Source organism: Erwinia tracheiphila, from assembly GCF_021365465.1.
Taxonomy (GTDB): domain Bacteria; phylum Pseudomonadota; class Gammaproteobacteria; order Enterobacterales; family Enterobacteriaceae; genus Erwinia; species Erwinia tracheiphila.
The window spans coordinates 1,713,141-1,734,381 of the sequence record NZ_CP089932.1 but is presented as its reverse complement, the minus strand read 5'-3'; the positions used below and the strand labels follow the sequence as shown (position 1 = coordinate 1,734,381).

The window sequence follows — 21,241 nt, the reverse complement described above, 5'->3', positions numbered from 1 at the left end:
AATGACTTTAAAAACCTCTGTCCGGCACATTTTCGCCGATAAATTTGGCTACCAGGCCGAGCATACTTTCCAGGCACCAGGCCGGGTGAATCTGATCGGCGAACACACCGATTATAACGACGGTTTTGTGCTGCCCTGCGCCATCAATTATCAGACGGTTATCGCCTGCGCAAAACGTGATGACCGCCAGATCCGGGTGATTGCCGTTGATTATGACAATCAACAGGACCTCTTTTCACTGGATGAGCCAATCCTCAGCCATCCCGATCAAATGTGGTCAAACTATGTGCGTGGCGTGGTGAAACACCTGCAAAAGCGCAATAAGCATTTTGGCGGCGTGGATATGGTGATTACCGGCGATGTTCCGCAGGGGGCGGGGTTAAGCTCCTCAGCTTCGCTGGAAGTGGCGATTGGTACGGCAATTCAGCAGCTTTACCATTTGCCGCTGGACGGTGCCCAAATTGCCCTCAACGGGCAGGAAGCGGAAAACCAGTTCGTTGGCTGCAACTGCGGCATTATGGACCAGTTAATCTCCGCGCTGGGGAAAAAAGACCATGCCATGCTGCTGGACTGCCGGACGCTGGGTACCCGCCCGGTGCCCATGCCGCAAGACATTGCCGTGGTTATCATCAATTCCAATTTCCGGCGTAGTCTGGTGGGCAGTGAATACAACACCCGTCGTCAACAATGCGAAACCGGCGCTCGCTTTTTCAGCCAGTCGTCACTGCGCGATGTCGATCTCAATCAGTTTAACGCCGTTGAGCATCAGCTCGATCCTTTGGTGGCAAAACGGGTGCGCCATGTGCTGACCGAGAATGCCCGCACGCAGCAAGCCGCAGAAGCACTGGCAAAAGGCGATCTGACACGGATGGGGGTACTGATGGCCGAGTCCCATGCTTCGATGCGCGATGACTTTGAAATCACCGTTCCACCGATTGATACGCTGGTTGAGATAGTGAAGAACACGCTGGGCGAACGTGGTGGCGTGCGCATGACCGGCGGTGGCTTCGGTGGCTGCATTGTGGCATTGATGCCGTTGGAGTTGGTTGAACAGGTACGGGCCGCGGTAGCAGAGCAATATGAAACCCGCTGCGGTATTAAAGAAACTTTTTACGTCTGCCAGGCTTCAGCAGGAGCGGGGCAATGCTGACACAGCAGACCTCTCTGGCCCCGGACGGCCAGCCGTTGCGCATCACTACCTTGCGCAACGCCGGAGGAATGGTCACAACGTTTATGGACTGGGGAGCCACCTGGCTCTCCGCCCGCGTGCCAATGAAGGATGGCACGGTGCGTGAGGCGCTGCTGGGTTGCTCCACGCCGTCAGATTATTTGCAACAATCGTCCTATCTGGGCGCAACCATTGGCCGCTATGCCAATCGTATTGCCCGTGCAAACCTCCATGCTAACGGTCAGACCTGGCAGCTTGAAGCTAATCAGGGTATACACCAACTCCACGGCGGTTCAGGCGGCTTTCATCAGCGTCGCTGGCAGATCGTGCGTCAGGCAGAGCAGGAAGTGGAATATCGGCTCAATTCCGCCGACGGCGAACAGGGCTTTCCCGGAAATTTGCAGGTAACCTTGCGCTACCGCCTTGGGGATGACAATACGCTGTCCATTAGCTTTCAGGCAGCGGTGGATCGTCCCTGCCCGATTAACCTCACTAATCACGCCTATTTCAATCTGGATGCTGAACAGGGGGATGCCCGCCAACACCGTCTGCAGCTACATGCCGAACGCTATCTGCCTGTGGACAGCGAGGGCATTCCCTATGGCCCCTTTAAGGCAGTGGAAGGAACCAGCTTCGATTTCCGCCAGCCTAAGACCGTGGCGCAAGATTTCCTGCAGGATGACGATCAGCGCGCGGTTAAAGGGTACGATCATGCTTTTTTACTGTGCAAAGGCTCCGCAATCCGGCCTGCAGCTGAACTTTGGTCTGCAGACGGTAAACTCAGGCTCAGGGTGCATACCAGCGCCCCTGCCCTGCAATTTTACTCAGGCAACTTTTTACAAGGTACGCCCGCGCGGGAACAGGGCGTATATGCTGCCTTTCACGGAATCGCACTGGAAAGCGGATTTTTGCCCGACTCGCCAAACCATCCCGAGTGGCCTCAACCTGATTGCTGGTTAAAGCCGGGTGAATCGTATCAGCAATTAAGCCATTATTGCCTGACGCCGTTTGACTGAGCGCATGAAAATCACGCATGCCGAACGCTTCAGGCTTACCTGACGTGAAGATTTCGGCTATGGTATTAACCAGCAAAAAATTGCGGTGGGCCGTACACGCAATTTTCAGTTTACCCTTGTCTTAGAAACGTCAGATTATTAAGGAGTTAAGCAATGGCTGTAACAAAGCTGGTTCTGGTACGTCATGGCGAAAGCCAATGGAACAATGAAAACCGCTTTACCGGTTGGTACGATGTGGACCTCTCCGATAAAGGGCGTACCGAAGCAAAAGCAGCAGGTCAGTTGCTGAAAAAAGAAGGTTTTACCTTCGATTTTGCTTACACCTCCGTACTGAAACGTGCCATCCACACGCTGTGGAATATTCTTGATGAAGTGGATCAGGTCTGGCTGCCGGTTGAAAAATCATGGCGTCTGAATGAGCGTCACTACGGTGCTCTGCAAGGGCTGGATAAAGCGGAAACCGCGCAAAAATACGGTGACGATCAGGTTAAACAATGGCGCCGTGGATTTGCCGTAACGCCTCCAGAGCTGGACCGCGCCGATGAGCGTTTCCCAGGCCACGACCCGCGTTATACGTCACTGACGGCAGAACAGCTGCCAACCACTGAAAGCCTGGCGCTAACCATTGATCGCGTGCTGCCGTACTGGAACGAGTCGATCCTCCCACGCATGAAGAAAGGTGAAAAAGTTATCATCGCTGCTCACGGTAACTCGCTGCGTGCGCTGGTGAAATACCTCGACGACATGAGTGAAGAAGAAATTCTTGAACTGAATATTCCTACCGGCGTACCGCTGGTTTATGAGTTCGACGAAAACTTCAGGCCGGTGAAACACTACTATCTGGGTGATGCTGACGAGATCGCAGCGAAAGCCGCCGCCGTTGCTAACCAGGGCAAAGCGAAGTAATTCTGCCGGAGTGTGAATGCAGCGATAAAAAAATCCGCCTGAAGGCGGATTTTTTTATGCACGACGCGCTTTCACTGCCTGAGCCAGCTGGCGAAGTATGTGTTCCGTATTTTCCCAACCAATACAGGCATCGGTCACACTTTTACCATAAACGAGAGGTTCACCGCTTTCGAGACTCTGATTTCCCTCTACAAGGTGGCTTTCGATCATAACACCGATTATCGCTTTTTCGCCGCCGGCTATCTGCTGCGCCACATCGTCAGCAACCATCATCTGTTTTTTGAACTGCTTGCTGCTGTTGGCATGGCTAAAGTCAATCATCACCTGCGGTTCAAGCCCCGCTTGCGACAGGCCTTCTTTCACCAGATTGACATGATGTGCACTATAGTTTGGATCTTTTCCACCGCGCAGGATAATATGACAGTCGCTGTTGCCGCTGGTTTCAACAATAGCGGAATGCCCGTATTTCGTTACGGACAGGAAACAGTGTGGCGCACTGGCGGCGTTAATCGCATCAATGGCAACCTTGATCGTTCCGTCAGTTCCATTTTTAAAACCCACCGGGCAAGACAAACCGGACGAAAGCTCACGGTGTACCTGAGATTCTGTGGTTCTCGCCCCGATGGCACCCCAGCTCATCAGATCGGCCAGATACTGGGGGGAAATCATATCCAGAAATTCGCCGGCGGCGGGTAATCCCATATCATTGATCTCCAACAGCAGCTTGCGGGCAATACGCAAACCATCGTTAATCTGGTAACTGCCATCCATATGCGGGTCGTTAATCAGGCCTTTCCAGCCGACGGTGGTTCGTGGTTTTTCAAAATAAACGCGCATTACCACTTCAAGTGAATCTTTTAGTTCTTCGCGCAGACGAAGCAAACGCCCGGCATAGTCTTTTGCCGCGGCGGGATCGTGAATGGAACAGGGGCCTATTACCACGAGTAAACGATCGTCTTCTTTTTGCAGAATATGATGAATAGCCTGGCGGCAGTGAGCCACAGTTGCTGCCGATCTTTCTGTGGCAGGGAATTTTTCCAGCAAAGCAACAGGGGGAAGGAGTTCTTTTATTTCTTTGATTCTTAGGTCATCGTTCTGATAATTCATAATTTTTCCAGGTATTTTCCAGGTCGTACTGCACACCGGGCGCATCCCGTTCAATTTATCGTGCAGGCCGAAGCGTGTAAATCAACTTTGTGCAAATACTTACCAGCCTGATTTGCTATTTTATGGTTGTTAACCAAAATTTATCAATTAGTTAAAAAATACATCCTTGTTATTAATCTGTTTCAGACATGATCGATGGGGATAGCATATCCTCTTCAACTTTTAACCGAACTGCTTTGAGAAGAGTTTGGTTCTGCGGAATGCAAATCGATGGAGAAGAGTAATGAATAAGTTTGTAATGGTATTTTTGACTGCAGCAATGACTCTGGGTAGCGGTGCCGCAATGGCTGACATTAACAATAAGTCATGCACGGCACATCAAATCAGCCAGCGGATGCTGGCGGAGTATCTGGCGGCGGCACCCAGAAAATTGCGCCAAACGGCGTGGATAACAGCAAAATCAATAACACGGGCAACGCCACCGCTCATGCCAAAAAGTGAAGTATCACCACCATGCTAAAAAATCATCTGCCACTGAGACGCATAAAAACAACGTGTGTAAAGAAGGCAAGTGACCGGGTGTGAATAAAAAAGTTGGCTCTGATGCCAATACCAAAACCGATGGCACCACGCAGTAATAACCTCAAGTTGATTGCACAGGAGAGCCTCAGCTCTCCTTTTTTATCCCTGCATGAACACCACCTCCTGTGGAGGTGGTCAGCAATAAGCTGGCTCTGCCAGTCATGCTACTCATGGGAAAATCCGAATCTGTTATCCCCATAACTGCCAGGGATTTAACCATGAGCAGATTCCAGAAAGCATCTCATGTGCTCTGGTGTTGTCAATATCATATCGTATGGACACCCAGGTACCGGTTTCGCATCCTCAGGAACAATGTTGGTAAAGAGGTCTGTAAGCAGATAAGGATCTCAGGTGAGCAGCCCGGGATAGAAGTAGTGGAGCTGAATGTCCAGACAGACCATGTCCCTTTGCGGGTAAAAGTGCCTCCACGGCTTTCGATTTCCCATGTAACAGGCGACTTAAAGGGTAAAACAGCCCTTCGATTGTTCAGTAAATTTCCCTGCTTGCGTAAGAACAAGCTGTCGGGTGTAGTGGCACACTAAAACTGTCCACCTGAAAAGAGGTGATATCATCACCTCACAGTCAGAACAGGTGACATTATGACCGGACGAACCAGAAGAACTTTCAGTCCTGAGTACCGTCCTGAAGCTGCACAGCTCGTACTCGACCAAAATTATTCTGTTGCCAATGCTGCCAGAGCTATGAACGTCGGTGTTTCCACGATGGATAAATGGGTTCGCCAGCTCAAGGACGAACGGGCAGGGAAATCGCCTGATGCAATGCCCATGACACCGGAACAACTCGAGATGCGTGAGCTAAAAAAACAGATACAACGCATTGCAATGGAAAACGATATCTTAAAAAAGGCTACCGCTCTCTTGATGTCAGACTCCCTGAAAAATTCTCGTTAGTTGAGAAACTCAGGAAGCGGTTTCCTGTTGCCATTTTATGCAACGTGTTCGGGGTTCATCGCAGCAGTTATAAATACTGGCGTAAGCCGAAAACTCCCGATGCCTCACGTGTGGCATTACTGAGTCTTGTTCGGGAAGCTCACCACGCCAGCAATGGCTCTGCGGGTGCACGTAATATCGCTGCCATGGTCACGGCGAAAGGTACGCGTCTTAGCCGCTGGCGCGCAGGAAAACTGATGAAAGAACTGAATATTATCAGTTGCCAGCAGCCCGGACACCGCTATAAAAAGACATCAAAAGAACATGTTGAGATCCCGAACCACCTGCAACGTCAGTTTGCCGTGAATGAACCAAATCAGGTCTGGTGCGGCGATGTGACTTACATCTGGACGGGGACACGTTGGGCATATCTGTCCGTTGTTCCGGACTTATTTGCACGTAATCCTGTTGGCTGGGCAATGTCATCTTTCCCCGATTCATCGCTGACTGGCAAAGCATTATCAATGGCATGGGAGCGAAGAAATAAACCGGCAAACGTCATGTTCCATTCGGATCAGGGAAGCCATTATACAAGCACTCATCTCAGACAACTATTATGGCGATACCAGATTAAACAAAGTTTGAGCCGACGGGGTAGCTGCTGGGATAACAGCCCGATGGAACGCTTCTTCCGCAGCCTTAAAACGGAATGGATACCAGACACCGGCTACAGTCATTCCAGTGAAGCACAACGCAGCATCACGAATTACATAACAGGTTATTACAGTCATCTCCGGCCCCATCAATATAATGGTGGAATGACACCGAACGAATCAGAACAGCGGTTCTGGAAAAACTCTAAAACTGTGGACAGCTTTTGTTGACCACTACAGGGGGAATGATTTTTGGGCAAGAGGTTATTGTGTCGATACCGTAGGTATAAACGAAGAAATGATAATAAAGTACGTGAAGTATCAGGAAAAACATGAAGTTGAAGAGAGCCAGCTTCCACTGAAAGAAGTGTGAAGGGAAGGCTCTCTGAGTCTGGACTTAGCGCGCCCCTATGGGGCGAAATCAATGCCACCTGCTATGCAGGTGGTTTTTTATTAAAAACACTACGTTTTGCAAACGTGGGCGTAAACCTCTGTTGACGCGCCTTACTGTTTCCAGAGTTAACGCTGGCAGGCCAGGTAGAGGCGTCTATTTTAAGAGTTTTAGTCCGCTCTTGCGGGACAAAATCACAGCCGATTTGCGTGAGGCCAGAGCTGCACCAGCCTCCTTTCCGTCGGCAGGATGTTTAATGTATTTTTGCCCTGCCTGATTACAGCTGTAAATACTTTTCCTGGTCGCGTTCGGTGCCGGGCAAATCAGCAAACCAGCCTGAGTGCATAAGCGGGTATGCTGGGGATCGCTGTTGCCGGGCTGTTCGCCAATTTACTTTCCTTCTGGTTGCTCCATCATGGAAGCGAAGAAAAAAACCTCAACATTCGCGCAGCTGCACTGCATGTGCTGGGTTCTGTTGGGACGGTGGCCGCGGCGCTTATTATTTTTACCGACCGGATGCTTGTCGACCCTGTGCTGTCAATACTGACCTCCCTTCTGGTGTTACGTAGCGCATGGGGTTTACTGAAAGAAAGTCTTCATGAACTATTGGAAGGTGCGCCAGGTTTAGTAGATGCAAGTAAAATCCAGTGCGCATTGATTCGTGGAATTCCTGAAGTGCGAAATGTTCATCACCTGCATCTGTGGCAGGTGGGTGAAAAACCGGTTATTACGCTGCATGTGCAGGTCGTCCCGACTTACGATCATGACGCTCTGCTTCGGCGTATTCATTGCTTTTTGCACGACCATTATCAAATTGAGCATGCCACAGTGCAGATGGAATATTAGTGCTGTGAGCAAATTGATGGTGGGTCGGCGCATACCCACCATCATCACCATTAAAGATGACAAGCGCTCTTTCGGGCGTTTTTTATCCATAGCCAGCAGCCATTCAGCGCAATCAGAGTCAGAATGGCGTACTCCAGTGACATGGCCCAGACTCCCTGACGCGCAAAAATCATTACGCTGATTACGTTGATGACCACCCACAGCAACCAGTTTTCAACGTATTTTCGCGTCATCAGAATCATTGCCACCACCGACAGAACCAGCATGCAGGCATCCCAGAATGGAAACGCATCCGGCTGCAGTTCGGGCATGATCACCACCAGCCCCATCGCCTGCATAAGCGTCACCGCCACACAGGTCAGCCAGCCAAATACCGGATTGATATACAGCGTCATCAGCGCAATGGCGACGATACTTATCACCGCGCAGCTCAGGGCTTTCGGCAGGCTCATCCAGCGAATGTGCAACAGGTTCTGGCTGTCCACCGTTTGGCGGCTCCAGGCATACCAGCCATAAATATTGGCCGCAAAGAAAAACATCTGCAATAGCAGACTGGCATAAAGGTGAATTTGAAAAAAGATAACGGCAAACAACGTGACGTTAATCAGGCCGAACACATAGTTACTGATTTTCTCCAGGCTGGCAAGCCAGATGCAGAGCAGGCCAGCAAAGGTGCCGATAGCTTCTATCCATGAAAGATCATAGCCGCCAGCACCAAGTGGAATATGAACCAAAATATTATGCGTACTGAAAAAATCCATAGCAACTCCATTGTCGTGAACAAACAGGAACAGGTATCACCTTTGCAAACTGGCAGCAAAGGTTAACATACGATTAAGCGGTCGCAATGCGCTTTCACGCAGTACGCTATCCACCTCAATTTCATGTGCGCAGCCGCCCTTTTCCAGCCCTGCTGCGATGGCTTTAATGACATCCACGGGCAATGGGCGAAGGTGCGGCAAGATGCGCCCTCGCCCGCCGCAGGCGCAGCCAGCAGTTCTTTGTCAGGACAGGCTTGTTGCATTTTGTAAAAAAATCCCCGGTCGGTTGCCACAATCATCTGTCGATGTGGCAGGTTTTTCGCTGCCTGAATCAGCTGGCTGGTAGAACCCACTGCATCAGCAAGGTCGACAACAGGCTGTGGTGATTCCGGGTGCACCAGCACTGACGCGCCAGGAAAAAGTGTTTTCATACGCTGCAGTGCCTGAGTTTTGAATTCATCATGCACAATGCAGGCACCTTGCCAGCACAAAATATCAGCACCGGTTTGACGTGTTACATAACGTCCAAGATGACGGTCCGGTGCCCAGATAATTTTTTCTCCAAGACTGTCGAGATGTTCAATTAATTCGACCGCGATACTGGACGTTACCACCCAGTCGGCACACGCTTTAACCACAGCTGAGGTATTGGCATAGACCACCACGGTGCGCTCTGGGTGACTGTCACAAAACTGGTTGAATTCATCGGCGGGACACCCCAGGTCAAGGGAGCACTGTGCCTGTAAAGTCGGCATGAGAACGGTTTTTTCAGGGCTGAGGATTTTAGCGGTTTCGCCCATAAACCGCACGCCAGCTACCAGCAGCGTTGATGCGCTATGCTGGCTGCCAAATCGTGCCATCTCCAGCGAATCAGCCACACAGCCTCCGGTTTCCTCGGCCAGCGCCTGAATATCAGGTTCGGTGTAATAGTGAGCCACTAATACTGCGTTGCGTAATTTGAGTAATTTTTTGATTTTTAACAGGTAAAATTGTTTTTTGCTCTGGCTTAATGCCGTGGGCTTTGGCGGAAAGGAATACACGGATGTGTCGTCGGCGTACATCTGGCTCATAATGCGATTCTTGTTTTTTCCAATTAACATATTCAGCAAACGGCCAGCTTTAATCTGCAATCCAGCCACCACTTTGTTTTATATGCTAAACAAGATACGCTAATTGACCGTTTACGTCGCTTAATTTTCATTGTTCGTCTGGGCCGCTGGCTGAGTGATACTCGCTGGCAGAACTGTTTCTGCTTTCAGTAAAAATGCTTTTATTTCCAGCCCACCGGCAAAACCCGTCAATTTGCCATTCGCACCAATAACCCTGTGACAGGGTGCAATAATAGAAACCGGGTTTTTGCCATTGGCCGCCCCCACCGCTCTGACTGCCCTGGGATGCCCAATTTGTCGCGCAATGTCGCCATAACTGCGGGTTTGACCATAGGGGATAGTGAGCAACGCATGCCAGACTTTTTTCTGAAACTCTGTGCCGTGGAACTCAAGATTCAGCGTAAAGCTCTGGCGTGCACCGGAAAAATATTCCCTCAGTTGCTTTTCTGCTTCCAGCAGCACAGGGGGGTGGTCGCTCTCCTGAGGATTGAGTAACCTGACGCGACCAGGACGATCGTTTTCCCAAAGTACCGCCGCCAGCCCACTGTCGCTGGCGATCAGTTTCAGTTCTCCGACGGGTGAAGACATCATTTTAAAAAAGTAACGCATCATTGTTCTCTCTGTACCATGCCGTTGCCCATGTAGCCGTTATTATCCGTTAATCGTTTAATGATGCCAGCCGTTTTCGGACGCTGAAAGATTTTATATTGCTATCCGAAAACGGCTGGCAGCGCTGCTTAATTGTGCTTACTCTGCCAGAAAAAAGCACAGAGGAACTGAGGATGATCGATGGGAAAGTCGCATACCGGGCCTTAACCTCCCGTGACAGCCGCTTCGATGGTGTTTTCTATGTAGGCGTGACCCCAACCGGTATTTACTATCGGCCGGTTTGCCCGGCAAGAGCTCCGCGTGAAGAGAATTACCTGTTTTTTCCCGCGCAGAAGCGGCTGAAAAAACCGCCTTTCGCCCCTGCCTGCAATACCCCCCGGAACTTGCGCCGGGTAATGGGTCGCTTGATAGCAGCCATCGTATCGTGGGTTTATTACTGCAAAAAATAGGGCGTAACCTGACAGATGAACTGACTACGCTGAATGAAATGGCCGCACAGCTATCATTAAGCAGTCGCCAGTTACTGGCAAAAAGCTTTTAACAGAGACTTCTTTGTCGATAACAGAAATAGCCTATGCCAGTGGTTTTGGTAGCCTGAGACGCTTCAATGCTGTCTTCCGCAGCCGCTATCGTCTTTGTCCGGGCGATCTACGCAGAAATCCTGACCGAAGCCTTTCAGGCACCAAAGAGAGTCCCGTGCTGCTACTCAGCTACTGCACGCCTTATAACTGGGTCGCAATGCTCGACTTTTTGAAACTGCGTGTGCTGAAGGCCGTTGATGGCAGCCGCTATACGCGCACCGTTTCTCTGGGAAAGCACAAAGAGCGGATTCAGATTATGCAGGCCAGCAGCAAGCACGCACTGCGGGTGGAAGTTAGTCATTCCCTTACGCCAGTGTTGCCTGCATTACTGCGTAGGGTAAGGAACCTGTTCGATCTGGATGCCCATCCGCAGCTGATTGCCGACCATCTGCAACAGGATGCACTGTTACAAAAAAGCCTGAACGTCCATCCTGGCCTGCGTGTACCGGGAGCATTCGGTGGTTTTGAGATGCTTGTCCGCGCAGTATCTGGTCAGCAAATTACGGTTAAAACCGCAACAACAGCAGGTGGATGCTTTGCCGCGGCCTTTGGAGAACCGCTGGGTACACTTTTCCCCGGACTAACGTCTCTCTCTCCAGAGCCAGCCCGCGAGGCAGAGGCAACCGTCGATGAAATCGCAAACCTAGGTATCGTCAGAGTGCGTGCCAGTACCATTTTAAACATGGCTGGTGCATGCAGCCGCAGCATGCTGCCGCTTGAACCGGTATTGGATCCTCCTGACGCGATAGTACAGCTGACCGCGCAGTCCGGCATTGGTGAATGGATCGCCCATTACATCGCCATGCGCTGGCCGGATGCCTTTCCAAAAGAAGATGTTGTGATAAGAAAAAATCCTGGCGGGTTAAGCGCCCATGAGGCAGAGGAAAGATCGCTATCGTGGCGTCCCTGGTGCAGCTATGCGGTGATGCACATCTGGAAAAATCTGCCCCCAGGCAAGAATGAATAGTCGGGCACAATCCCCCGCTTATCTGAACTCAGGATGACACAGGGGCTGATTAATTGTGCAGAATAATCGCATCCTGTCCTTTTCTTGTCACACTTGCTGATAATATTTGTTCACGGGTTGAGGCACAGAAGATTAGCAGATCCAAGCATAGTCCTGATTTTTGCATTGGTGGGTCGTGCAGGATTCGAACCTGCGACCAATTGATTAAAAGTCAACTGCTCTACCAACTGAGCTAACGACCCGAAGTGGTGCTTTATCTGCCTGACAATTTTGTGCGCTGATACTGACATCAGACGCGGATTGGTGGGTCGTGCAGGATTCGAACCTGCGACCAATTGATTAAAAGTCAACTGCTCTACCAACTGAGCTAACGACCCACTTAAACGCTATCAGAACGATTTAATAGATATCCCGGCAACGGCGGCATATATTACTGATTTGACGTCCCAGCGCAACCACTATTTTTACATAAGCCGTTCAACTGACTGACTTTCATCCAGGCGGTGCATAAAACACCCAATTCGATCACGATGTTTCTGCTTTTACAACGAAGCAGCGCGCTTTTGGGCCTGTTTAGCAACATCGCTATTTGGGTACTGCTTTATCACCTGCTGGAAAACCGCCTTCGCTTTAGCACTGTCGCCTTTCTCCTGCATGATCACCCCAACCTTGTAAAGGGCATCGGCGCTTTTAGACGACTTAGGATAATTTTTCACCACCGTTGCAAAATAAAAAGCGGCATCGTCTTTTTTGCCTTTGTTGTAATGCAACTGCCCTAACCAGTAGTTGGCATTAGGCTGATAGGTTGAATCGGGATACTTCTTAACAAAAGCCTGAAAAGCAGCTATAGCCTGATCGTTTTGCTTTTTCTCCAGCACCAGCGCCACAGCCGCATTGTAATCAGTGTTGGCATCTCCGCTTTGCACCGGCGCAGCTGGCGTACTGCTTTCTGAAGGTGTGCTATCGCCTATGCCACCTGCCGCTGGCTGAGACTGAGCATTCGCGCCACTGCTGCTGAGGGTGTCCAGCTGCTGGTAGATATTTTTCTGGCGCTCGGTTAACTGATTCAGTTGATACTGATTCTCCTGAATTTGACCACGGAGGGAGTCTATATCACGCTGAGTATCGGAGAGCTGTTGCTGAAGCTGCTGAACGAGTTGCCCCTGAGCATTTGAGATACGCTCAAGGGTAGTGACACGGTCTTCGACCGAGCCAGAGCCAACGTTACTGATTGACGCCTGGGCACTAGCGACCCAGGGGGCCGCTACGCCAACCAGTAACGACAGACTCAACAGATGAAGTCTGAAGTTACTAATCATGTGATTCTCTTAGTAAACCAGTACAGCACGACGGTTTTTGGCATAAGCCGCTTCGTCGTGGCCCAGAACTGCTGGCTTCTCTTTACCGTAAGAAACGATAGAGATCTGGTCAGCAGAAACGCCTTTACCCTGCAGGTACATTTTGACTGCGGTAGCACGGCGCTCGCCCAGTGCAATGTTGTACTCAGGCGTACCACGCTCATCCGCATGACCTTCAACCGTCACTTTGTAAGAGGGGTTGTTACGCAGGAACGTAGCATGCGCATCCAGCATCTGAGCGAATTCAGACTGGATATCAAATTTGTCCAGGCCAAAGTAAACGATGTTGTTTTTCTGCAGTTCCTGCATTTGCAGGCGAGCCTGGTCGTCAGAAGACATGTTACCACTGTTCATTCCACTGTTAGCAGAGCCATCGCCCATACCATTGGTCTGATCGTTGTTGTTGTTTTTGTGTGAGCTACATGCAGCTACTGCGATTACTGGCAGTGCCAGCATTAAGCCTTTCAGCACTTTATTCAGTTGCATTTCTACAATCCTATTATTGTTTGCCATACATATTTACACATGCATCACAGATACGGCGACCAGGCAGGAAATTTGACCTGTCCATCGGTCGCCGGAAGACGCGCTTTGAAACGCCCGTCCGTCGATACCAGCTGCAATACGGAACCCATGCCCTGAGTCGAGCTGTAGATTACCATGGTGCCGTTTGGCGCGAGGCTTGGCGTTTCATCCAGGAACGTATCCGTTAATTGTTGAACGGCTCCCGTTTCCAGATCCTGTCTGGCGACGTGCTGTGCACCGCCATTAGTGCTAATCATCACCATTGATTTACCATCAAAGCTGACGTCAGAATCCTGATTCTGAGAACCTTCCCAGGTCAGACGTTGTGGCGCACCGCCGTTAGCACTGATTTTGTATATTTGTGGACGACCAGCCTGATCCGAGGTGTAAGCCAGGCTCTGGCTGTCCGGGAACCATGTTGGCTCGGTACTGTTGTAGCGACCGTCGGTGATCTGATTAATCTGACCTGACGCAAGATCCATGACATAAAGATTCAGGCTACCACTTTTCGACAGGGCAAAAGCCAGTTTGCTGCCGTCGGGAGAAAACGAAGGTGCGCCGTTATGCCGGGGGAATGAAGCAACTTGCCTGATAGCACCATTTGCTAACGTCTGCACCACCAGCGCAGATTTGCCGCTCTCAAAGGTGACATATGCCAGTTTACTGCCATCCTTTGACCAGGCAGGGGACATTAATGGCTGTGGAGAACGGTGAACAACAAACTGGTTGTAGCCATCGTAATCTGAAACCCGAAGCTCATACGGGAACTGGCCGCCATTGGTCTGTACTACATAGGCAATACGGGTACGGAATGCGCCTTTAATACCGGTCAGCTTCTCAAAAGCCTCATCGCTGGCAGTATGTGCCGCATAGCGCAGCCACTGTTTAGTCACTTTGTACTGGTTTTGTGCCAGTACGGCACCCGGATTACCCGATGTGTCCACCAGCTGATAAGAAACCAGATAGCTACCGTCAGCACCCGGCTGAACCTGACCAACAACGACTGCATCGATACCCAGCGCTGTCCAGGCTGCAGGCTGCACTTCAGCCGCAGAGGTTGGCTGCTGTGGCAAACGCGCACGATCCAGAGGGTTGAATTTACCGCTGTTACGCAAGTCAGCCGCGACAATACCACCGATGTCTTCCGGCGCTACACCTGGCCCATCCCATTTGAATGGCACCACGCCAATAGGGCGTGCGGTATTCACACCCTGGGTAATTTCAATACGAACTTCTGCCTGCGCAACGGCGACAAACAGCAGTAAAAAACTCAGTGCTACACGAAATGCCTGCTTCATGTTTTCTCCCTTATCTGAACGCAATGTTCACGATAATTAGCAGTGTCTCAACGAATCAATAACGCATGTATAGAGTACGGGATGTTGACCTTAGTTCAACATCCCGAATAATGCCGAATTACTGGGGCTTAAATTCTAACGTTGTATCTTTGACTGCCTGATAAACCTCAGTACTTGGCGGTTTGGGAATTTTTGCCATGCGCGCTGCATTAATTGCTGCCTGACATAATGCGGCATCCCCACCGGCTGGCGTTGCTGAAATCAATAACCCATCCGGTGCCAGTTTAATGTGAACATCACAGGTGCGGCCTCTGAAGGTATCAGCATCATAAAATTTGCTCTGAATAGCTCCCTGCACCTGACCAAGATAGCTGTCGATAGCGGCACCAGAGGCACCCGATTTCTTCTGGTTGCCCTGACCTGCTGCGGCTCCCCCGGCCTTACCTTCTTTCGGCGCGTTTTTGCCAGAAGCAAGACCGCCCAGCAGATCGTCAACATCGCTACTTTCTTTCGCGGCTTGTGCCGCCGCTTTTGCCCTGGCAGCAGCGGCTGCTTTCGCCTTAGCCGCCGCATCAGCTTTTGCTTGCGCGGCGGCTTCTGCTTTTTCTTTTGCTTCAAGAGTAGCCTGTTCTTTGGCCTCTTTAGCTTCCTGAGCGGCTTTTACTTTCGCAGCCTCGGCTGCGGCCTGTTTTTTGGCCTCGGCGACAGCCTGTTTCTTAGCTTCAGCAGCGGCTTTTTTCGCCCCGGCCTCAGCCTGTTTTTTGGCTTCGGCAGCAGCACTGGCCTGAGCATCCGCCAGGGCTTTCGCATCAGCTTTGGCTTTTGCCGCAGCCTCTTCGGCCTGCTTTTGCTGCTCACGTGCCTGCTGTGCCGCTTCCTGAGCCTGTTTCTGCTCCTGAGCCTGTTGTGCCGCCTGTTCTTTAGCTTCCTGCAGGGCCTGTAAACGCTCTTTTTCCAGCGCTTTCAAGCGCTGTTGTTCTGCCGCCTGTTTCTGCTGCAGCTCTTCTGCCTGCTGTTGCGCCTGTTTCTGCCGCTGTTGTTCAGCACGTTTACTGTCACTCTGCTGATTTTGCTGCCGGTTGTACTGTTCAACCACCGCACCCGGATCGACCATGACGGCATTAATATCACCACCGCCACCGCCGCTACTGGCGTCGATGTGCTCGTCAAATGAGCTCCAAATCAGCAATGCAATCAGGACGATATGCAAAATAACTGAAATAATGATGGCGCGCTTTAACTTATCGTTTTGCTCGGCTACCTTCGACACTCTCAGTTCCCAAAAACGGTTCGAATAATTTAAATCGGCTGCGTCATCAAGCCGACAGACTTCACGCCTGCCTGATGTAGCAGGTTCAGCGCCTTAATAATTTCATCATAAGGGACATCTTTCGCGCCGCCGATGAGAAATACCGCCTTAGGATTGGCTTCTATGCGACGCTGTGCCTCAGCAACAACCTGCTCAGGTGGCAGCTGCGTCATCCGATAGTGATCGACCACCAGACTGTATTGTCCCACGCCTGCCACCTCAACGATAACAGGCGGATTATCATCGCTGGAAACGGTTTTTGAATCCGTTGCGTCCGGCAGATCGACTTCCACGCTTTGAGTGATAATCGGCGCTGTTGCCATAAAAATAAGCAGCAGCACCAATAGTACGTCCAGTAAAGGAACAATATTTATTTCGGACTTCAGCTCGCGGCGACCGCGACCACGTTTTCTGTCCATGCAACCCCCTACCTTGACTCGCTGGAGAAGGCCTGACGATGGAGAATAGCCGTAAACTCTTCCATAAAGTTATCGTAATTCTGCTCAAGCTTATTGACCCGCTGATTCAGCCGATTATAGGCCATGACCGCAGGAATGGCAGCAAACAGCCCGATAGCCGTAGCAATCAGCGCTTCTGCAATGCCCGGGGCAACCATCTGCAAGGTTGCCTGTTTTACCGCACCCAGCGCGATAAAAGCATGCATAATCCCCCATACGGTACCGAAAAGGCCAATATAGGGACTGATTGAACCCACGGTACCCAAAAACGGAATATGTGTTTCCAGCGTTTCCAGTTCGCGGTTGAAAGAGATCCGCATGGCGCGTGTCGCCCCTTCCACCACGGCTTCCGGCGCATGGCTGTTCGCGCGATGCAATCGGGCAAACTCTTTAAAGCCCGCGTAGAAAATTTGTTCTGAACCGGCAAGTTCGTCGCGGCGGGCCTGACTTTCCTGATAAAGACGTGAAAGCTCAATACCCGACCAGAATTTGTCTTCGAACGCATCGGCCTCGCGCCCTGCAGCATTGAGAATGCGCGTACGCTGGATAATTACAGCCCAGGAGACAATTGAAAAGCCGATCAAAATCAACATGATAAGTTTAACCAGAAGGCTGGCCTTCAGAAACAAATCAAGAACATTCATGTCAGTCACTGCTTGAACTCCGCGACAATAGACTTGGGAAGCACAACAGGCTTCATCAGATGTGGATTGATGCAGGCGATAAGAACTTCTGCTTCGTTCAGGAGTCGGCCCTGTGCATTAACTATACGTTGTGCAAAGGTCATGGTCGTTCTGGTCATTTTAATTACCTCACTCTGCACCTCGAGAAAGTCATCAAGGCGGGCTGGGGCAAGATAATCAACCGTAATCCGACGCACGACAAACACAATCCGCTGTTCCAGCAGGACGCTTTGATTGAGATGGTGCTCGCGCAACATCTCAGTACGTGCTCGCTCATAAAAAGCAACATAGCTGGCATGATAAACCACACCACCAGCATCGGTATCTTCGTAATAGACACGAACCGGCCATCGAAACAGCGTTGTACTCACTTTACATCCCGGCAATGCTTTTAAACGTTGCTACTATACGCAAGAGAATACGCCTTTGGAATGGATTGCCAGACGCTAAAGTAAATAATTATCCTTTCGAAACAACTTTGCAGATACCAGGATAGTTCTTAAACAAATATTGACAAAAATAGAAGTGGAAAAAGGTGTTACGGGCATAAAAAAGCCGGGAAGTCAGCCCGGCCAGAAAGAATAAAATAAAAAAGAACCCATTTGCAGCAAGTAGTCTGCGAGTAAAAAGAAAAATGGTCTGCCTGCACAACTACTCCCCATTGCCATAAGCGATCCTGAAGCAGTGAGCGCGGGCAAGCAGTAGTTCTCACCAGATTTCAAGCGCCCTGCCGCATGTTGGCAAAGACGTGGGCAGCAGAATACATCTTGCCAGTGAGGGGGCCAGAATCAGGAAAGTACCCTCAACAGATTCTTGCTAATCATGTGACGAGAAGCAGGTAGGCCGAGCGGCCCATCACGATTTTTCTTTAATTTCGCTGTCTTCGACATGTTCGATCACCAGTGCAGTGATAATCGCGATAGCACAAGCCATTAACGTCCCGAGAATCCAGGCAAAATACCACATGGTCAAGCTCCTCTGTCAGTAAAGAGAATGGGTGTTGGCCTCAATCTGCTCTTTGGTCAGACGACCGGCCATTTTGTAGTAACACCAGGCGGTGTAAGCCAGGATAATGGGCACAAAAATAATTGCCGTTACGGCCATAATTTTTAGCGTCAGAAAACTGGATGTCGTATCCCACATGGTCAGGCTGATGTCAGGTACGGTACTGGACGGCATGATGAACGGAAACATGGCCACTCCCGCCGTGGCGATGACACAAGCCAGCGTCAGGGAAGAAAAAACAAAGGCCAGTGCACCTTTTTCAAAACGTGAACAGAACACGGTCAACAGCGGCAGAACCACGCCAAGTGCAGGAATGCTCCACAGCAGGGGTGTCTGATTAAAGTTGACCAGCCAGGCACCGGTCTGACGTACAACCTGTTTGTTCAGGGGGTTTGACGCTGCATTGTGATCCAGGGTGGAAACCACAACGTAACCCTCTATGCCATACACCACCCAGACACCAGCCAGTACAAAGCAAACCATCATCACCAGCGCAGAGATTTGCGCCGCCGCACGAGAACGCATATGCAGTTCTCCCACGGTGCGCATCTGTAGGTAGGTAGCCCCCTGGGTCAGGATCATGGTCAGGCTGATAACCCCTACCAGTAATGCAAACGGATTCAGCAACTGAAAGAAACTGCCGGTGTAAAACAACCGCAAATACGCATCAGCATGGAAAGGAACGCCCTGTAAGAGGTTGCCAAATGCCACGCCAAACACCAGAGGAGGCACAGCGCTACCAACGAAAATGCCCAGATCCCACATCCCACGCCAGCGTTTGTCAGCAATCTTTGAGCGATAATCAAAACCTATAGGGCGGAAGAACAAGGATGAAAGGACGAGGATCATCGCAACATAAAAACCGGAAAAAGCAGCGGCATAAACCATCGGCCATGCAGCAAACAGTGCACCACCCGCGGTGATGAGCCAGACCTGATTACCATCCCAGTGAGGGGCAATACTGTTGATCATTACGCGACGTTCGTTATCGGTACGACCAAGAATGCGGCTCAACATACCGACCCCCATATCAAACCCGTCGGTGACCGCAAATCCGATAAGCAAAACGCCCACCAGTACCCACCAGACAAAACGCAGTAGCTCATACGAAATCATTTTAACGCTCCTGTGCCAGCACTGTGATTCGTTGCCAGGTCAGACTGTTCAAAGTGGTAACGGCCCGTTTCCAGACTGCTCGGCCCCAGCCGTGCAAATTTGAACATCAAATACATTTCAGCAATCAGAAACAGCATGTACAGGCCACAAATCAGTACCAATGAAAACAGCAGTTGACCTGCTGTCAATGATGAACTTGCCACTGCAGTGGGCAACACTTCACCAATTGCCCACGGCTGCCGGCCATATTCGGCCACAAACCAGCCAGCCTCTGCGGCGATCCAGGGAAGCGGGATGCCATAAAGGGCACATTTCAGCAGGAACCGATTTTTACCTATGCGTTTACGGAGCACCGTCCAGAAGCAACAGCCAACGATCAATAACATTACTATCCCTGCCCCCACCATAATGCGGAAAGCAAAATAGAGCGGAGCAACGCGCGGAATGGAATCTTTTGTCGCCTGAAAGATTTGCGCTTCGCTGGCATCGGTCACATTAGGGGTATAACGCTTCAACAGCAGCCCGTAACCCAGGTCCTGCTTTTTCTCATTGAAAGCCGCGCGTACGTCAGGCCCGGTGCTGCCAGTACGTAACTCTTCGAGAAGCTGATACGCCTCCATTCCGTTACGTATACGCACTTTATGATTTGCCATCAGGTCTTTCAGGCCGATAACTGGCTTATCAACTGAGCGGGTGGCAATCAGCCCCAACAGCCAGGGAACCTGAACCGCATAATGGTTTTGCTGACTCTCCTGATCGGGGATCCCAAAAAGGGTGAATGCGGCCGGTGCAGGTTGTGTTTCCCATTCAGCTTCAATCGCCGCCAGTTTGGTTTTCTGCACATCTCCTATTTCGTAGCCGGATTCATCGCCCAGCACGATCACTGAGAGCACAGCCGCCATGCCAAAACTTGCTGCAATTGCAAAAGAACGTTTGGCAAACGCCATATCGCGCCCACGCAGCAGGTAATAAGCACTAATGCCCAGGATAAACATGGCTCCCGTGGTATAGCCCGCCGCAACGGTATGGACAAATTTAACCTGAGCAACCGGATTAAGAACCAGCTCGGAAAAACTGAGCATTTCCATCCGCATCGTTTCAAAGTTGAATTCCGAGGCCACCGGGTTTTGCATCCAGCCGTTGGCCACCAGAATCCACAACGCAGAAAGGTTCGACCCCAGAGCAACCAGCCAGGTCACCGCCAGATGCTGCACTTTACTCAACCGGTCCCAGCCAAAAAAGAACAGGCCAACAAATGTCGACTCGAGGAAAAAGGCCATCAGACCTTCAATCGCCAGTGGTGCACCAAAAATATCGCCGACGTAATGAGAATAATAAGACCAGTTAGTGCCAAACTGAAACTCCATGGTCAGCCCGGTTGCCACTCCAAGAGCAAAGTTAATCGCAAATAACTTCCCCCAGAATTTGGTCATATCTTTATAAATTTGTTTCCCTGACAGCACGTAGACTGTTTCCATTATCGCCAGCAGAAACGCCATACCCAGCGTTAACGGGACAAACAGGAAGTGGTACATCGCTGTAAGCGCAAACTGTAATCGCGACAGCTCGACAACATCAAACATCTTAACTCCTTGCTCCTCGCATGAGGGCCATAACTCAGTGTTCCCACTCGCAGGAAATACACCGGTCAGTGCCAGTATTTTTCAGAAATAGATCCCGTCATCGTGTTAATTAAATAAATGCGCTATTGTATTTAACAAAAAATTTAAATTTACAGAATTACTTATAATAAAGAGCATATAAACGCGGTTATTTAACAAATAACTCACCATCATTTTATCGATTTTTTATCAAAAAAATCTCTAACGAGCATGGCAGCAGTATTTTTTGATAGAAGACAATTAAATCGAAAATTGCATTTCTAATCCAGCAGTAATAATTC

The 21,241-nt window shown here is 50.4% G+C and carries 17 protein-coding genes, 2 tRNA genes and 6 pseudogenes; 9 read left to right on the top strand and 16 right to left on the bottom strand.

Features of this window, described 5'->3' with window-relative positions; translation table 11 throughout:
- Position 1 precedes the first annotated feature (1 nt).
- The 3 genes from galK (at position 2) to gpmA (ending at position 3,090) form a co-directional block, all read left to right on the top strand.
- A complete protein-coding gene (gene galK / locus LU633_RS09120; protein ID WP_016191983.1) occupies positions 2 to 1,150 on the top strand; it encodes a galactokinase in 1,149 nt (382 codons plus the stop codon).
- On the top strand, positions 1,144 to 2,184 hold the full coding sequence (gene galM, locus LU633_RS09115) for a galactose-1-epimerase (protein ID WP_016191982.1): 1,041 nt from the start codon (positions 1,144 to 1,146) through the stop codon (positions 2,182 to 2,184). The genes galK and galM overlap by 7 nt, the downstream gene beginning before the upstream one ends.
- A gap of 153 nt (positions 2,185 to 2,337) precedes the next feature.
- Positions 2,338 to 3,090 carry a 2,3-diphosphoglycerate-dependent phosphoglycerate mutase gene (gene gpmA, locus LU633_RS09110; RefSeq protein ID WP_016191981.1) on the top strand — a complete coding sequence of 251 codons (753 nt, stop codon included), beginning with the start codon at positions 2,338 to 2,340 and terminating at the stop codon, positions 3,088 to 3,090.
- Between the two features lie 54 nt (positions 3,091 to 3,144).
- On the opposite strand, the gene aroG is transcribed toward gpmA, so the two are convergent.
- Positions 3,145 to 4,197 (bottom strand): 3-deoxy-7-phosphoheptulonate synthase AroG, encoded by a 1,053-nt coding sequence (gene aroG, locus LU633_RS09105; RefSeq protein WP_016191980.1) that lies wholly within the window; start codon positions 4,195 to 4,197, stop codon positions 3,145 to 3,147.
- A 283-nt stretch (positions 4,198 to 4,480) separates the two neighbouring features.
- Between aroG and LU633_RS09100 the strand changes: the two are divergent.
- The 5 genes and pseudogenes from LU633_RS09100 to LU633_RS09080 form a co-directional block, all read left to right on the top strand.
- A pseudogene (locus tag LU633_RS09100) lies at positions 4,481 to 4,835 on the top strand (protein YbgS).
- Between the two features lie 162 nt (positions 4,836 to 4,997).
- Positions 4,998 to 5,306 (top strand): annotated as a pseudogene (gene tnpA / locus LU633_RS09095) (IS200/IS605 family transposase); the annotation flags it as partial.
- A 72-nt stretch (positions 5,307 to 5,378) separates the two neighbouring features.
- Positions 5,379 to 6,553, top strand: a protein-coding gene (locus LU633_RS09090; RefSeq protein WP_152664147.1) for an IS3 family transposase whose coding sequence is annotated in 2 segments (ribosomal slippage) — positions 5,379 to 5,634 and positions 5,634 to 6,553 — 1,176 coding nt in all. Because the reading frame shifts where the segments join, the coding sequence is not laid out codon by codon here.
- A pseudogene (locus LU633_RS09085) lies at positions 6,531 to 6,695 on the top strand (hypothetical protein); the annotation flags it as partial. The gene LU633_RS09090 and the pseudogene LU633_RS09085, both read left to right, overlap by 23 nt.
- A gap of 372 nt (positions 6,696 to 7,067) precedes the next feature.
- Positions 7,068 to 7,556, top strand: a pseudogene (locus tag LU633_RS09080) (cation diffusion facilitator family transporter); the annotation flags it as partial.
- Positions 7,557 to 7,609: 53 nt separating this feature from the next.
- Here the strand turns inward: LU633_RS09080 and pnuC are convergent.
- From pnuC to LU633_RS09065, 3 genes and pseudogenes are all read right to left on the bottom strand, one after another.
- Positions 7,610 to 8,320 (bottom strand): nicotinamide riboside transporter PnuC, encoded by a 711-nt coding sequence (gene pnuC, locus LU633_RS09075; protein ID WP_016191977.1) that lies wholly within the window; start codon positions 8,318 to 8,320, stop codon positions 7,610 to 7,612.
- A 36-nt stretch (positions 8,321 to 8,356) separates the two neighbouring features.
- Positions 8,357 to 9,390: pseudogene (gene nadA, locus LU633_RS09070) on the bottom strand (quinolinate synthase NadA).
- Positions 9,391 to 9,510: 120 nt separating this feature from the next.
- Entirely contained in the window at positions 9,511 to 10,038 is a 528-nt protein-coding gene (locus LU633_RS09065; RefSeq protein WP_016191974.1) for a methylated-DNA--[protein]-cysteine S-methyltransferase, read from the bottom strand.
- Positions 10,039 to 10,211: 173 nt separating this feature from the next.
- On the opposite strand from LU633_RS09065, the pseudogene LU633_RS09060 reads away from it, so the two are divergent.
- Positions 10,212 to 11,586 (top strand): annotated as a pseudogene (locus LU633_RS09060) (AlkA N-terminal domain-containing protein).
- A gap of 166 nt (positions 11,587 to 11,752) precedes the next feature.
- Here the strand turns inward: LU633_RS09060 and LU633_RS09055 are convergent.
- The 12 genes from LU633_RS09055 to cydA form a co-directional block, all read right to left on the bottom strand.
- Positions 11,753 to 11,828 (bottom strand) — tRNA-Lys (locus tag LU633_RS09055).
- A 59-nt stretch (positions 11,829 to 11,887) separates the two neighbouring features.
- Positions 11,888 to 11,963, bottom strand: a tRNA-Lys gene (locus LU633_RS09050).
- 165 nt (positions 11,964 to 12,128) lie between these two features.
- Complete coding sequence (gene cpoB / locus LU633_RS09045) at positions 12,129 to 12,905, bottom strand: cell division protein CpoB (RefSeq protein WP_016191971.1); 777 nt, start codon at positions 12,903 to 12,905, stop codon at positions 12,129 to 12,131.
- A gap of 9 nt (positions 12,906 to 12,914) precedes the next feature.
- Positions 12,915 to 13,430 carry a peptidoglycan-associated lipoprotein Pal gene (gene pal / locus LU633_RS09040; protein WP_016191970.1) on the bottom strand — a complete coding sequence of 172 codons (516 nt, stop codon included), beginning with the start codon at positions 13,428 to 13,430 and terminating at the stop codon, positions 12,915 to 12,917.
- A 44-nt stretch (positions 13,431 to 13,474) separates the two neighbouring features.
- Positions 13,475 to 14,767: a Tol-Pal system beta propeller repeat protein TolB gene (gene tolB, locus LU633_RS09035; RefSeq protein WP_016191969.1), complete on the bottom strand. Its 1,293-nt coding sequence runs from the start codon at positions 14,765 to 14,767 to the stop codon at positions 13,475 to 13,477.
- Positions 14,768 to 14,885: 118 nt separating this feature from the next.
- Positions 14,886 to 16,037, bottom strand: coding sequence for a cell envelope integrity protein TolA (gene tolA / locus LU633_RS09030; protein ID WP_016191968.1), 1,152 nt, complete (start codon positions 16,035 to 16,037; stop codon positions 14,886 to 14,888).
- A 29-nt stretch (positions 16,038 to 16,066) separates the two neighbouring features.
- Positions 16,067 to 16,495, bottom strand: a complete 429-nt coding sequence (gene tolR, locus LU633_RS09025; protein WP_016191967.1) for a colicin uptake protein TolR — start codon at positions 16,493 to 16,495, stop codon at positions 16,067 to 16,069.
- Positions 16,496 to 16,503: 8 nt separating this feature from the next.
- Positions 16,504 to 17,187: a Tol-Pal system protein TolQ gene (gene tolQ / locus LU633_RS09020; protein ID WP_016191966.1), complete on the bottom strand. Its 684-nt coding sequence runs from the start codon at positions 17,185 to 17,187 to the stop codon at positions 16,504 to 16,506.
- Complete coding sequence (gene ybgC / locus LU633_RS09015; RefSeq protein ID WP_016191965.1) at positions 17,184 to 17,588, bottom strand: tol-pal system-associated acyl-CoA thioesterase; 405 nt, start codon at positions 17,586 to 17,588, stop codon at positions 17,184 to 17,186. Before ybgC ends, tolQ begins: the two co-directional genes overlap by 4 nt.
- Positions 17,589 to 18,072: 484 nt before the next feature.
- Positions 18,073 to 18,183 (bottom strand): cytochrome bd-I oxidase subunit CydX, encoded by a 111-nt coding sequence (cydX, locus tag LU633_RS09010; RefSeq protein WP_016191964.1) that lies wholly within the window; start codon positions 18,181 to 18,183, stop codon positions 18,073 to 18,075.
- Positions 18,184 to 18,198: 15 nt separating this feature from the next.
- Positions 18,199 to 19,338 (bottom strand): cytochrome d ubiquinol oxidase subunit II, encoded by a 1,140-nt coding sequence (gene cydB / locus LU633_RS09005; RefSeq protein ID WP_016191963.1) that lies wholly within the window; start codon positions 19,336 to 19,338, stop codon positions 18,199 to 18,201.
- A complete protein-coding gene (gene cydA / locus LU633_RS09000; RefSeq protein WP_016191962.1) occupies positions 19,335 to 20,921 on the bottom strand; it encodes a cytochrome ubiquinol oxidase subunit I in 1,587 nt (528 codons plus the stop codon). The genes cydB and cydA overlap by 4 nt, the downstream gene beginning before the upstream one ends.
- Positions 20,922 to 21,241: the final 320 nt, after the last annotated feature.